This is a genomic window from Microlunatus sp. GCM10028923 (assembly GCF_042666975.1).
GTDB lineage: Bacteria > Actinomycetota > Actinomycetes > Propionibacteriales > Propionibacteriaceae > Microlunatus.
The window spans coordinates 13,375-25,846 of sequence record NZ_JBHTFF010000002.1 but is presented as its reverse complement, the minus strand read 5'-3'; the positions used below and the strand labels follow the sequence as shown (position 1 = coordinate 25,846).

Below are 12,472 nucleotides of genomic sequence, written 5' to 3'. Positions count from 1 at the left end.
GTCGTGAGGCGGATGAAGATCGTCGTACCCGGTGGCAGCGGGCATCTCGGCAGGGTGCTCGGTTCGGCGCTGGTCGAGGCGGGGCACGAGGTGGTCGTCCTGACCCGGACGCCGACCGGGGCTCCGGGGGTCCGGGAGGTCGCGTGGGACGGCCGAACGCTCGGGGCGTGGGCGGCGGAGATCGACGGGGCCGAGGCGGTGATCAATCTCGCCGGGCGGAGCGTCGGCTGCCGGTACACCGAGGCCAACCTGCGGGACATGATGAACTCGCGGGTCGACTCGGCCCGGGTGGTCGGACAGGCGATCGCGGGTGCGGAGCGGCCGCCGTCGGTCTGGCTCCAGATGAGTACGGCGACGATCTATGCCCATCGGTTCGACGCGGCCAACGACGAACCGACCGGGATCATCGGAGGTACGGAGCCGGACGTGCCCGCCTACTGGGCCTACAGCGTGGACATCGCCCGCAACTGGGAGGCCGAACAGGCCCGGGCCGACACCCCGGACACCCGCCGGGTCGCGCTGCGGACGGCGATGGTGATGAGTCCCGGCCGGGGCGGCGTCTACCGGATCCTCCGCGGCCTGGCCCGGCTCGGACTGGGCGGGCCGGTGGCGGGCGGGCGGCAGTACGTCTCCTGGATCCACGACCGGGACCTGGTGCGCGCCATCCTGTTCCTGCTCGACCACGCCGAGCTGTCCGGGCCGGTCAACCTGGCCGCGCCGAATCCGCTGCCGCACGGCGAGTTCATGCGGGTGCTGCGCCGGGCCTGCGGACGGCCGTTCGGGCTGCCGGCCACCCGCTGGATGGCCGAACTGGGCGCGTTCGTCCTGCGTGCGGACACCGAGCTGTTGCTGAAGAGCCGCCGCGTGGTGCCGACCCGGCTGCTCGAGGCCGGCTTCCGGTTCGACTTCCCGGACTGGGCCGGCGCCGCCGCCGAGCTGGAGGGTCGGGTCCGGACCTCGAGCGGGCGGACGGCCGCCGTCGGCTGAGCGATGCCTGGGGAGCCTTCCGGCTCAGGGCAGCAGCAGGGTGGCGTCGCCGAACTCGTGCCAGAGATAGCCCTGCTCGATGGCGGCGTCGTAGGCGCGCTGGGTCAGGTCGGGACCGGCCACCGCCTCCACCAGCAGCAGGTGCGAGACCTCGGGCTCGTGCCAGCCGCTGATCAGGCCGGACACCACGCGGACCGGCCGGGCCGGGCCGATCACCAGGTCGGTCCAGCCCATCCGAGGCCGTACGGTCCCGTCGGGGTCGGCCGCGGACTCGACCGCGCGGGTCGCGGTGGTGCCGACGGCGATCACCCGGCGGTGCCGGGCCCGGGCGGTGTTGATCATGCGGGCGGTGGCCTCGGGCACCGCGTACCACTCCGGCAGCGGCGCCTCGCCGGCCTCGGGCGACGACACGGTCGTGTGCAGGGTGATCGGCGCGAACTGGATCCCGGCCGCGACCAGCCGGGTCACCAGGCCGGTGCTGAACGGGCGGCCGGCGCTCGGCATCTCGGCCGAGCCGGGCCGCAGGCTGAAAACGGTCTGGTAGCGGTCCAGCGGGAAGCTGCGGCCGAGGTGCCCGTAGCTGATCGGCCGGGCCTGCCGGTCCAGATAGCCGGCCAGCGGAACCGGGGTGTGCACGGCGGCGCGCCAGAGCCGGTTGCCGACCCCGGTCGGTGACGACCCGACCTCCGGGTACGGCTCCAGCAGGGTCACCGTCGCGCCGGCCGGCAGCTCGATCGTCTCGCCGGCCCGGCCGTCCAGGGTCGGGTTCGCGGCATTCGGCGCCGTCCGCAGCTCGACCACCCGCCGGCCGTCGGCGAGCCGGTTGGCGAGATGGACGACGACGGGACTCTGGTCCTCCCGCCGGCCGTCCAACTGGCCGGCGACGGTGGCCGAGTTGTTGATCACCAGCAGGTCGCCCGGGACCAACACGTCGCCGAGCTCACGGAACCGTAGATGATCAAGGCCGCGCGGCTGGCCGACCAGCAGTCGTACGCCGTCCCGGGCCGGCCGTCGGGATCCGCTGCCGCGCAACTCCGGCGGCTCGGTGGCCGGGCGGATCGACGCGGCCGAGAACCGGGTTTGCGGGCGATCCTGCAGGGTACTCATCTCAGGCGACCTCGGCCGCCCGGTAGCGCCCGCTGGCTGGCCGGGTGGTGATCAACCGGAGAAACGCCGGCGACGCCGTCTCCGGCAGCGGCCGGTCGCTGATGTCCTCGCCGGGGAAGGCGGCCTGGTGCATGGCGGTACGGAGATCGCCGGGATCGACCGCATACCAGCGCCGCTCCGGCTCCTCGGCGGCCAACGTCGCCGTCAGGTGGTCGAGGGCGGACTTGCTGGCCGCGTAGCCGCCCCAACCGGCGTAGTGGTCGGCGGCCGCGTCGGAGGAGAGGTTGATGATCACCGCGTCGGGGGCGAGCCAGGGCCGGGCCGCGTTGATCAACTCCAGCGGCGCGACCAGGTTCACCGCAAGGATCCGGGCGAAGGTGTCGCCGGCCAGGTCACGGAGCTGCGGCTGCGGGCTGCCGCCGAGCTCGCTGGCGTTGTTGATCAACAACTCGATCGGCCCGGCCTCGGCGGCGAGCCGGACCAGGCGCTCCCGGTGGTCCGGATCGGCGACGTCTCCGGCGAGCCAGTGCACGCCGTCGAGAGGATCGGCGACCTGGGCGAGCGTCGCCCGGTTGCGGGCGGTGGTGGTGACCGTCCAACCGGCGGCGACCAGATCGGTGATCAGGGCAAGGCCGAGTCCGGCGGATCCTCCGGTGACGATGGCGTTCGGCATGACTTCCTCCTCGATGACTGGAGGAAGCCAGTATCAAACCTCAAGTTGACGTGAACTCAAGCCCCGATCCCGGGAGTGCTCTCCCGGATCACCACCGACGACTTCGCGGTCCAGACGACACTCGCCTGGCCAGGTCGTTCTTCCGGCGTCTCCAGCGCGTGCCGGACCGCCTCGCGGCCGATCTCGGCCAGCGGGATGCCGACCGTGGTCAGGGCCGGCGTGACGTCGCGTACCGTCGGAATGTCGTCATAGCCGGCGACGGCCACGTCGACGCCGGGCCGCAGCCCCACCGAACGCAGCGCGGACATGGCGCCGACCGCCATCACGTCGTTGACGGCGAAGATCAACTCCACCTCGCCGCGGGCCTCCTTGATCAACTCCAGCGCCCCGGCGTAGCCGCCGTCCCGGGTGAACTCGGTGCTGATCACGTGCCGGTCGGCCAGCTCGATGCCGTGCCCGGCCAGTCCCTCGCGGAAGCCGTGCAGCCGTTCGTTCGAGGTCTCCAGCGCGTCGTTGCCGCGCAGCACGGCGAACCGGCGATAGCCCAAGCCGGCCAGCGCTTCGGCCAGCTGCCGGGCCCCGGTGGTGTTGTCCATCGCGACCGTCGGGAACGGCAGCACCGGCTGGCTGATCATGATCACCCGCCCGCCGGACTCGGTCAGCGCGGTGAGCTCCTCGATCAGGGCCGGCTGGTCGGCGTTGCCGGCGAGCCGGCTGCCGGCGACGATCATGATCCGCGGACGCTGCGCGGACATGGTGCGGACCAGGTCGAGCTCGCGGGACGAGTCGCGCCCGGTGGCCGCCATGGTCACCACCAACCCGGCGGCGTCGGCCGCCTCGATGACGCCCGACGCGATCCGGGAGAAGTACGGGTCGGACACGTCGCCGACCAGCAGCCCCACGGTCGTCGTGGTGCCCCGCGCCACGGCCTGGGCCGCGTAGTTCGGCTTGTAGTTCAGCCGTTTGGCGGCGGCGAGCACCCGAGCTCGATAGTCGTCGCGAACCCGGCGCGTGCTGCCGTTGATCGCCCGGGAGGCGGTCGCCAACGAGACGCCGGCCTCCCTGGCGACATCGTGCAGCGTGACCGGGCTCGGCCCGTTCGGTCGCGGCATGGGGGTCATTGTTGCAGCCGGGACGCCCCAGAGCGCGGCGACGCGACAATGAAATGATGGCGGTACGGACTCGCCGGTGAATCGATGTGCAAGAAGAGGGGACCCATGACAGAGCGCCCGACCACCCAGCCCGGACTCGACCAGGCCTTGCGATCCGCCGCCCGCGCGGCGACCGCGCTGGCCGGATCGGAGCCCGCGACCCGGGCGGACTGGCTGCGGGCGATCGCCGACGAGCTGGACGCGCACCGCGACGAGCTCGTCGTGCTGGCCCAGGAGGAGACCCACCTGCCGCGGCCGCGCCTGGAGGGCGAGGTCGGCCGGACCACGTTCCAGCTGCGGCTCACCGCGGACGCCGTCGTCGAGGGCTCCTGGCTCGAGGTCGCGATCGACCATGCCGACCCGAACTGGCCGACCGGGCCGCGGCCCGACCTGCGCCGGATGCTGCGGGCGCTCGGGCCGGTGCTCGTCGTCGCGGCCAGCAACTTCCCGTTCGCGTTCAGCGTGGCCGGCGGCGACACCGCCTCCGCGCTCGGTGCCGGCTGCCCGGTGCTGCTGAAGCTGCACCCCGGGCACCCGAAGCTGTCCGAACGGACCGGCGAACTGGTGCTCGAGGCGCTGACCAAGGCCGGGGCGCCGGCCGGGACGTTCGCCATGATCAGCAGCGAGGCCGACGCTCAGGCCGCGCTGAAGGACCCGCGGATCAAGGCGGGCGCCTTCACCGGATCGATCCGCGGTGGCCGGGCGCTGTTCGACATCGCCGCCGGCCGGCCCGACCCGGTCCCGTTCTACGGCGAACTGGGCAGCGTCAACCCCGTCTTCGTGCTGCCGTCGGCGCTGCGCCGCCAGTCCGAGACGCTGTCCGGCTATGTCGGCTCGTACACGCTCGGGGTGGGCCAGTTCTGCACCAAGCCCGGCGTGCTGTTCGCGCCGCACAGCCAGTCGGTGCTGGACGAACTGGCCGGGCTGGTCGGTGCGGTGGCGCCGGCGCAGCCGCTGAACGACCGGATCGCGCAGGGCTTCACCGGCCGGCTGGCCGAGCTGCGGGACCTGTGGCAGCCGGTCAGCGAGGGCGCCCAGACCGCCGACGGCCTCAGCCCGTCCTTGTTCGCGACCACGATCGACGACGCGCTGGATGATCTCGACGGACTGTTCGAGGAGGCGTTCGGGCCGGCTTCGGTCGTCGTCTCCTACGAGGACCCGGCCGAACTGGTCGCGGTGGCCCGGCGGCTGCCCGGCCAGCTGACCGCGACCGTGCACGGCGACGAGGACGACCCGATCGCTCCGGAACTGCTCGGGGTGCTGGCCGGGCACGCCGGCCGGGTGATCTGGAACGGCTGGCCGACCGGAGTCTCGGTCACCTGGGCGATGCAGCACGGCGGCGGCTGGCCGGCGACCACGGCCTCGGTGCACACCTCGGTCGGGCCGACCGCGCTGCGCCGGTTCGTCGCCCCGATCTCGTACCAGGACCTGCCGGAGGCCCTGCTGCCCGCTGCCGTACGCGATGACAACCCGCTCGGCATCTGGCAGCGGATCGACGGCAAGCTGACCCCGCCGAGCTGAATCAGCGCACGCCCTGGATCGCGAGGAAGGTACGGAGCTCGGACGCGTGACCGGTGAGGTGGCGCAGGCCGAGGACCAGGACCTCGGCCCGCTGCTTCACCCCGTTCCGGTGCTCCTCGACCAGCTGCCCGGCCCCTTCGTCGGTCAAGGCGGCGAGTTCTCGTTCCGCCTTGTCCCGGCAGTGCGCCTGGTAGCCGAGCAACTGGTCCCGGGAGTAGGTCGGCGGCACCACGTACCCGTCCTCGTCGTGCGGTGAGAACGGGGCCGGCGGCGCCCACCCGACGGCCGAGGGCGACAGGTCGACGTCGGTGAAGAAGAGCGCATGGGACGCCATCCGCCAGAACGCGGTCATCGCCCGGAACTTGCGTTCGCGGACCTCTGGATCGTCGAACGGCCGGCCGTCGGGATCGGTCGGCGGCCAGGCCCACGGGTCCGTCTTCCGCGGCTCCATGACGCAGGCCTCCCACAACTCGTCCGGGCCGTCCCGGAGCACCGCCGCCAGATCGTCGAGCGCGCCCCGATAGCCGGCGGCCAGCGCCGCTGTCCACGTCGTCGTCATGACGTGAAGGTACGGCTCGGCGCCGACAGTGGGACGGCGAAGGACGACGCTCCGCTCAGCGCGCGATCCGGCGGCGGTCCCGCTTGCCGAGCTTGATCACGTCACCGGCGTTGACCAGGGCCGGCGCCTCGGGCTCGGTCAGCTTGGCGCCGTTCACCGAGACCCCGCCCTGGCCGATCAGCCGCAGCAGTTCGCTCCGGCTGGCCTCCGGTTTGGCCAGCCGGAGCAGGTCGATCACCGTGAGCCGATCCTGGTCGACGGCGAGCGTCGGCAGGTCGTCGGGCAGTTCGCGGGCGGAGAACAGGCTGAGGAACCCGGCCCGTTCCCGGGCGGCCGCCTCGGCGCCGTGGTAGCGCGCGACGACCGCCTCGGCCACGTCCAGCTTCGCGTCCCGGGCGGCCCGGCCGCCCTCCGCGGCGCGCCGGGCGAGGTCGGCGACCCGGTCTTCGGGCAGGTCGGCGTAGACCGCGGCGTATGTCTCGATCAAGGAATCCAGCAGCCGCATCAGCTTGCCGAACTTGTCCTGCGGGCTGTCGATCAGGCCCACGTAGTTGCCGAGCGACTTGGACTGTTTCGGCCCGCCGTCGAGTCCCGGCGTGATCTTGGTCGTGATCACCACCTGCGGCTCGGCGCCGAGTCGCTGCTGCAGGTGCCGGCCCATCATCTCGTTGTAGAGCTGGTCGGTGCCGACGATGGTCAGATCGCTGTTCATGGCGAAGCTGTCGTACCCCTGCAGGACCGGGTAGATCAACTCGTGCCCGGCGATGTCCGCGCCGGCCGCGATCCGTTCCGCGAACATGTCCCGCGCGATCAGCCGGCCGTGGGTGACCAGGGCCAGCACGTCGAGCAGCCCGCCGACGCCGAGCGGCTCCAGCCATTCGGAGTTGCGCCGGATCTCGAGCAGCTCGTCGTCGGTACGGAGCACCGTGGTGACCTGGTCCAGGTAGGCCGTGGCGTTCCGGTCGATCTCCTCGGCGGTGAGCACCGGCCGGGTCTCGGACCGGTCGGTCGGGTCGCCGATCCGGGTGGTCACGTCGCCGAGCAGGAAGACCACCCGGTGCCCGTGATCTTGCAGGTGGCGCATCAGCCAGAGGTTGACCGCATGGCCCAGATGGAGGTCCGGGGCGGTGCAGTCGACGCCGTACTTGATCCGTAGCGGGCGTCCCGATTCGAGACGCTCGATGAACGACTCACGGCCGACGATCTGCTCCGTGGTCCGGGCGAAATGATCAAGAACAGAGGTTGCGGAAGGTCTTGCAGACATGGGATTTCCTCGAGAAGAGCCGAATGATCACGATGGAGTACGGGCTCTGCGAGGACGCCGGACGGCTAGGAGCGCGACGACAGGACCGGAGCTCCTCCCAGAGCCCGGCTATAGTCGTTCGTCCGCTGCGGCATGGGGCGACCCTAACATGCGATGGAGGGTGCGGGTGAGTACGGACGAGCGGCCGCCGGACGGGTACACCGACGAGGAACTGGCCCGGCGCCAGGCCCGGGACGCCGAGGTGCTCCGCCTCCAGGCGGCCGGCCGGTGCTACCATCGTCATGATCAACAAGTCGGTGGCGAACTGCTCGGCCGGGAGACCGTGATCGCCGTCCGGTTGTCGTCGTCGGCGGCGGTGGATCCGAGGTATCTCGGATCGCTGATCGGGTCCGCGAGGTTCGAAGCGCGCAGGCCACAACGTTCCCTGAGCCTGTCGAAGGGCAAGGCCAGATCAGGCTTGGCCCTTCGACAGGCTCAGGGCGCGAACATCCAGCGCCCGCTGCGGGACGCGGCCGTCCTGACCGGAGCCGTACGAGAGCGATTGGGGGAAGCGTGGCAGGCCTGACGGGCAGCGCGGAGACGCGGCTGGTGATCATCCGAGGCAACTCGGCGTCCGGGAAGTCCACCGTGGCGCGGCTGCTCCGGGAGCGGGTCGGCCGCGGGGTCGCGCTGATCCAGCAGGACCACGTGCGGCGGATCCTGCTCCAGGAGTACGACCGGGTCGGGTCCAGCAACATCGTCATGATCGACACGATCGCCCGGACCGCGCTGGACCAGGGCTACGACGTGATCATCGACGGGATCATGAACGTCGACCGCTATGCCGAGATGCTGAACCGGCTGATCGATGATCACCGGGGCCGCAGCGTCGCCGTCTACCTGAACATTCCGGTGGACGAGACGATGCGCCGGCACCGGACCAAGCCCGACATCGGCGAGGTGCCGGAGGAGACCGTACGCTCCTGGTACGCCGCCGACGACCTGCTGCCGGAGCGCGACGAGCTGGTCTTCGGGCCCGAACTGTCGGCCGCGGAGATGGTGCAGGAACTCTTCCAGCGCACGGGATTCCGGCCGCGGGACGGGTCCGCGGAATTGCCTCCGCACAGCCGTTGATCATGGTCGGGATTCGGGTAGATTCATGATCATGACCACCACTGCTTGGTACGACAGCCACGCCGACTGGTACGTGACGCACACGCAGGAGTGGCAGCCGACGGCCGCCGATTTCCTGCCACCGGACCTGACCGGCCAGGCGGTGCTCGACCTGGCCTGCGGCTGGGGCCAGCTGAGCCGGGTCCTGGCCGAGCGCGGCGCGGCCGTCACCGGCGTCGACGTCGCCGAGCAGTTGCTCGCCCGGGCCCGCGACCTGGAACAGGCCGAACCGGCCGGCATCCGCTACCTGGCCGGGAACGCGGCCGGGACCCGCTGGTGGGACGGCACCCCGTTCGACGGGGCCGTCTGCAACATGGCGCTGATGGACATCGACGACCTGCCCGGCGCCATGAGTGCGGTGGCACGGGTGCTCCGGCCGGGCGGCTGGTTCGTCTTCACCCTCTTCCACCCGTGCTTCCCGGGCCGGGGTGACACCCTGTCGAGCTGGCCGGTGGACGGCGGCTACGGGACCGAGCGGCGCTGGACCACCGGGCGGGACGGGGTCCGGGGACATGTCGGCGCCAATCACCGGATGGTGTCCACCTATCTGAACGCGGCGCTGCGGGCCGGGCTGGAGTTCGAGGAGTTCGCCGAGCGGGACACCGACCTGCCGCAGGCCCTGCTGGTCCGCTGCCGCCGTCCGCGCTGATGGGCTCTGGTCGAGATCGGACCCGGGACTGGGGAAGATCCCGCCGGGTACACGAGGCCGAACTCTCCCCGATCCCGAGGCGAAGCTCCTTGCTGGTGCCGACACCGCGTGCGAAGATCAGCTCAGCGGCGTGCGTCTGACGCCCAGTCCGGTGCCGGACCCCAGCTCCAGCACCCCACGACGAAGGGGAGCACATCCTCCGACGTAGCTGATTCGCGCGTTGTCACTCGATCCTTGGGCGTGGCCGACGGGCTGGGGCAGTCGTTGACGCCCGGAGGATTCGACATGACCGAAGACGCCGATTTCAAGCAGCTGGTACGCGAGCGGATGGCCCGTACCGGCGAGAACTACACCCAGGCCCGAGCCGCACTCCGCCCCGACGATTCCGCTCCGGCCGAGCCCACGCGGACCCTCGACCCGGTCCCACCCGCTGATCCGGTTCCGCCGGTCGGTTCGGAGCCGTCCGTCAGTTCCGCTCCGCCGGCCGCACCCGCTCCGCCGGTTGGTGTGGAGCCGGTTGCTCCGGTACCGCCGGCTGCTCCGACTCCACCGGTTGGTGTGGATCCCGTCGCTCCGGATCCGCCCGTTGCTCCGGTGCCGCCGGTCGCGCCGACTCCGCCCGTTGCTCCGGTGCCGCCGGTCGCACCGACCTCGCCGGTCGCGCCGACTCCGCCAGTTGCTCCGGTACCGCCTGCCGCTCCCACTCCGCCGGCCGGTTCAGAACCGTCCGCTGTTCCGGATCCGTCCACCGGGTTGGGTTCGCTCGGCGGTCTGGGACCGCTGGCAGAGCTGGGATCGCCGGCCGAACCCTGGCCCCAGGCCGGACCTGCCAGGCCGACGGACCCGGCGGATCCCGAACCGCCGAGCGAGCGCAGCATTGCCGCCTATCTCGAGGTCGACCCATCGCTCAGCGTCGACGACCTGATCATGCTCGGTTCGGTCGGGATCAGCCCGACGGAGATCGCCGACGCCCGGGCCACGATGCCGGGCATCACGATCGAGGATGTCGCCGGCCTGCACACCATGGGGGTCTCCGCCGAGACCATCGAGGGCTGGCGTGCGATCGACCCGACGGTCCAGGTGGAGGGGATCGTCGGCGCGGCGACGATGGGCGTGACTCCGGAGTTGTTCCGTAGCTTCCGGGAGCGTTTCCCGGAGTTGACGCTCGAGTCGGCTGTCGCTCTGCAGACCATGGGGGTCTCGGTCGAGACGGTCGAGGGCTGGCGTGCGATCGACCCGACGGTGCAGGTGGAGGGGATCGTCGGTGCGGCGACGATGGGTGTGACTCCGGAGCTGTTCCGTACCTTCCGGGAGCAATTCCCGGACCTGACGCTCGAGTCGGCTGTCGCCCTGCAGACCATGGGCGTCTCGGCCGAGACGGTCGAGGCTTGGCGTGCGATCGACCCGACGGTCCAGGTGGAGGGGATCATCGGAGCGGCCACGATGGGCGTGACTCCGGAGTTGTTCCGTACCTTTCGGGAGCGACTCCCGGAGGTGACGCTCGAGTCGGCGGTCGGCCTGCAGACCATGGGGGTCTCCGCCGAGACGATCCAGGGTTGGCGTGCGATCGACCCGACCGTGCAGGTGGAGGGGATCGTCGGTGCAGCCACGATGGGCCTGACTCCGGAGCTGTTTCGCAACTATCGGGAGCGATTCCCGGACCTGACCCTCGAGTCGGCCCTCGCCCTTCACACGGCCGGACTCACCGGCTGAGACTGTCGCCGATCACCCGCTCTGTGGGGTGAACCGTCCGATTTCGGCCGGTTCGCCTCACAGCGGGGGACTTCGGCGACATCCGGGTCAGCGGCCGCCGCCACCGTCGGTGTCGTCGTCGGTCTCGCGCAGGTGGGAGAAGTCGCCGAAATCGTCGTCCTGCCGGGCCCGGCGGGAGCGGCCGCCGTGGTCCGTCTCGCCGCGCCGGAACAGCCGGCCGACGGCGGTCTGGGTCATCGTCGGTTCCGGATCCTGCTCCGGCTGCTCGGATCGCCGGCTGGCGGCGCTCCGGGACGGGCGGGGCGAGGGTTCGGCCGAGCGAGGCGACTCGGCGGACCGGCCGGAGCCGGCCGAGCGACCCGAACCGGAGGTCCGGCCGGACCGTGCCGAGGAGGTACGGGATCGGGTGGCGGCCACGGCTCCGCCGCCCGAGGCGAGGGCCGGCGTTCCGGCCTTGGACCGGTCGCTGACCCGGACCACGGCAACGCCGATGAACGTGGTCAGTGGCACGGCCAGGATCAGCCCGATCGAGCCGACCAGGGTCCGGATCACCTCGCCGGCGAACTGTTCGGTCTGCACCACCTCGAGCAGCGGCCGCTGGTAGATCACGATCAGCAGCAGCACCGGCAGCACCGCGCCGGCGGTCGCGAAGGCGATCGTGTAGACCGTCGAGGCGATGTGGTCGCGGCCGATCCGCATGGCCCGGGAGAACAGCCGCTTCCGGTCCGGGTCCGCGTCGGCCAGCTCCCAGACCGCGGAGGCCTGGGTGATGGTGACGTCGTTCAGCACGCCGAGGCCGGCGATGATGATGCCGCAGATCACCACCGAACTCAGCTCCATGTTGGGTGCGGTCGCCGCCAGGACGTAGTCGTCCTCCGCCGAGACCCCGGTCAGATGCGCCCACTTGGTCGCGATCCAGCCCAGGGTGGCGCTCAGCACCAGCCCGAACAGGGTGCCGAGCAGGGCTGTCGTGGTTCGGGCGGTGAACCCGTGCGCGGCATAGAGGACGACGAACATGATCGCGGCCGACCCGATCAGGCCGACCAGGATCGGACTGGACCCGATCACCAACGCCGGGAACATGAACTTGATCAGGATGAATCCGGCGAACGCCAGGCCGATCAGCGACGCGAAGCCGCGCCACCGGGCGACCAGCACCACCGCCACCGCGAAGATCAGGGCCATGATCGCCAGCGGAACCGTACGTTCGAAGTCGGAGAACTGATAGGCGGGTGGTTGCCCCGGCTCGGCCGGAACCCGCATCAGTTTCAGCTTCTGGCCGATCGAGACCCCGGACTTGAAGATCGTGTCCGAGACCGCGACCTGGACCGTCTGGCCCAGTTCGGGGCCGTCGATGAGCTCGACCGCCAGATCGGCACAGATCTGGTCGGTCCGGCCGGTCACCATCCCCGGCAGGCCCTCGCACTTGATCTGGTTGATGTTCGTCACCTTGCCGGTGACGAACGTGATGTCCGGCGGATTCGCAAGGCTCGGGTCGATCTTGGACTCGACATCGCGTGGCCACAGGAAGACCAGGCCGGCGATGGTCCAGATCAGCAACGGGATCAGAATCACCACCATGATCCGCAGCGCCTTGCGGTGCCGGACCCGGTCGGCCTGCGTCAGGGCGCGGTCGTCCTCGTGGTGAGTGTGAGTCTCCGTCATAGTCTTAGTTCCCGTGAGCCAGATTCCGAAG

Annotated in this window: 12 protein-coding genes; 6 read left to right on the top strand and 6 right to left on the bottom strand. The window is 71.1% G+C overall.

The window, feature by feature from the left end:
- Positions 1–12 precede the first annotated feature (12 nt).
- A complete protein-coding gene (locus ACFQU4_RS04300; RefSeq protein ID WP_377488754.1) occupies positions 13–987 on the top strand; it encodes a TIGR01777 family oxidoreductase in 975 nt (324 codons plus the stop codon).
- 24 nt (positions 988–1,011) lie between these two features.
- Here ACFQU4_RS04300 and ACFQU4_RS04295 read toward each other — a convergent pair whose 3' ends face one another.
- The 3 genes from ACFQU4_RS04295 to ACFQU4_RS04285 are packed head-to-tail and all read right to left on the bottom strand — an operon-like array spanning position 1,012 to position 3,879.
- Positions 1,012–2,094 carry an S-adenosylmethionine:tRNA ribosyltransferase-isomerase gene (locus tag ACFQU4_RS04295; RefSeq protein ID WP_377487405.1) on the bottom strand — a complete coding sequence of 361 codons (1,083 nt, stop codon included), beginning with the start codon at positions 2,092–2,094 and terminating at the stop codon, positions 1,012–1,014.
- A gap of 1 nt (position 2,095) precedes the next feature.
- Entirely contained in the window at positions 2,096–2,767 is a 672-nt protein-coding gene (locus ACFQU4_RS04290) for an SDR family NAD(P)-dependent oxidoreductase (protein ID WP_377487403.1), read from the bottom strand.
- Between the two features lie 56 nt (positions 2,768–2,823).
- Positions 2,824–3,879 (bottom strand): LacI family DNA-binding transcriptional regulator, encoded by a 1,056-nt coding sequence (locus ACFQU4_RS04285; RefSeq protein WP_377487401.1) that lies wholly within the window; start codon positions 3,877–3,879, stop codon positions 2,824–2,826.
- 105 nt (positions 3,880–3,984) lie between these two features.
- On the opposite strand from ACFQU4_RS04285, the gene ACFQU4_RS04280 reads away from it, so the two are divergent.
- A complete protein-coding gene (locus ACFQU4_RS04280) occupies positions 3,985–5,439 on the top strand; it encodes an aldehyde dehydrogenase (NADP(+)) (RefSeq protein ID WP_377487399.1) in 1,455 nt (484 codons plus the stop codon).
- A 1-nt stretch (position 5,440) separates the two neighbouring features.
- Here the strand turns inward: ACFQU4_RS04280 and ACFQU4_RS04275 are convergent, their stop codons facing one another.
- A complete protein-coding gene (locus ACFQU4_RS04275) occupies positions 5,441–5,998 on the bottom strand; it encodes a hypothetical protein (RefSeq protein ID WP_377487397.1) in 558 nt (185 codons plus the stop codon).
- 55 nt (positions 5,999–6,053) lie between these two features.
- The gene (tyrS, locus tag ACFQU4_RS04270; protein WP_377487395.1) at positions 6,054–7,262 is read right to left on the bottom strand and encodes a tyrosine--tRNA ligase; all 1,209 of its coding nucleotides are present in this window, start codon (positions 7,260–7,262) and stop codon (positions 6,054–6,056) included.
- Between the two features lie 166 nt (positions 7,263–7,428).
- On the opposite strand from tyrS, the gene ACFQU4_RS04265 reads away from it, so the two are divergent.
- The 4 genes from ACFQU4_RS04265 (at position 7,429) to ACFQU4_RS04250 (ending at position 10,776) form a co-directional block, all read left to right on the top strand.
- Positions 7,429–7,827: a hypothetical protein gene (locus ACFQU4_RS04265; RefSeq protein ID WP_377487393.1), complete on the top strand. Its 399-nt coding sequence runs from the start codon at positions 7,429–7,431 to the stop codon at positions 7,825–7,827.
- Positions 7,815–8,375 (top strand): AAA family ATPase, encoded by a 561-nt coding sequence (locus tag ACFQU4_RS04260; protein WP_377487391.1) that lies wholly within the window; start codon positions 7,815–7,817, stop codon positions 8,373–8,375. The genes ACFQU4_RS04265 and ACFQU4_RS04260 overlap by 13 nt, the downstream gene beginning before the upstream one ends.
- 31 nt (positions 8,376–8,406) lie before the next feature.
- A complete protein-coding gene (locus ACFQU4_RS04255) occupies positions 8,407–9,063 on the top strand; it encodes a class I SAM-dependent methyltransferase (protein WP_377487389.1) in 657 nt (218 codons plus the stop codon).
- Positions 9,064–9,816: 753 nt separating this feature from the next.
- Positions 9,817–10,776 carry a hypothetical protein gene (locus ACFQU4_RS04250; protein WP_377487387.1) on the top strand — a complete coding sequence of 320 codons (960 nt, stop codon included), beginning with the start codon at positions 9,817–9,819 and terminating at the stop codon, positions 10,774–10,776.
- A gap of 87 nt (positions 10,777–10,863) precedes the next feature.
- Here ACFQU4_RS04250 and ACFQU4_RS04245 read toward each other — a convergent pair whose 3' ends face one another.
- Positions 10,864–12,441, bottom strand: coding sequence for a YibE/F family protein (locus ACFQU4_RS04245; RefSeq protein WP_377487385.1), 1,578 nt, complete (start codon positions 12,439–12,441; stop codon positions 10,864–10,866).
- Between the last annotated feature and the right edge of the window lie 31 nt (positions 12,442–12,472).

Bases quoted from the DNA above. Each gene is read 5' to 3' on its own strand.
- ACFQU4_RS04290 (WP_377487403.1), bottom strand. From the start codon at position 2,767: ATGCCGAACGCCATCGTCACCGGAGGATCCGCCGGACTCGGCCTTGCC.
- ACFQU4_RS04245 (WP_377487385.1), bottom strand. From the start codon at position 12,441: ATGACGGAGACTCACACTCACCACGAGGACGACCGCGCCCTGACGCAG.
- ACFQU4_RS04285 (WP_377487401.1), bottom strand. From the start codon at position 3,879: ATGCCGCGACCGAACGGGCCGAGCCCGGTCACGCTGCACGATGTCGCC.
- ACFQU4_RS04280 (WP_377487399.1), top strand. From the start codon at position 3,985: ATGACAGAGCGCCCGACCACCCAGCCCGGACTCGACCAGGCCTTGCGA.
- ACFQU4_RS04255 (WP_377487389.1), top strand. From the start codon at position 8,407: ATGACCACCACTGCTTGGTACGACAGCCACGCCGACTGGTACGTGACG.
- tyrS (WP_377487395.1), bottom strand. From the start codon at position 7,262: ATGTCTGCAAGACCTTCCGCAACCTCTGTTCTTGATCATTTCGCCCGG.
- ACFQU4_RS04295 (WP_377487405.1), bottom strand. From the start codon at position 2,094: ATGAGTACCCTGCAGGATCGCCCGCAAACCCGGTTCTCGGCCGCGTCG.
- ACFQU4_RS04275 (WP_377487397.1), bottom strand. From the start codon at position 5,998: ATGACGACGACGTGGACAGCGGCGCTGGCCGCCGGCTATCGGGGCGCG.
- ACFQU4_RS04300 (WP_377488754.1), top strand. From the start codon at position 13: ATGAAGATCGTCGTACCCGGTGGCAGCGGGCATCTCGGCAGGGTGCTC.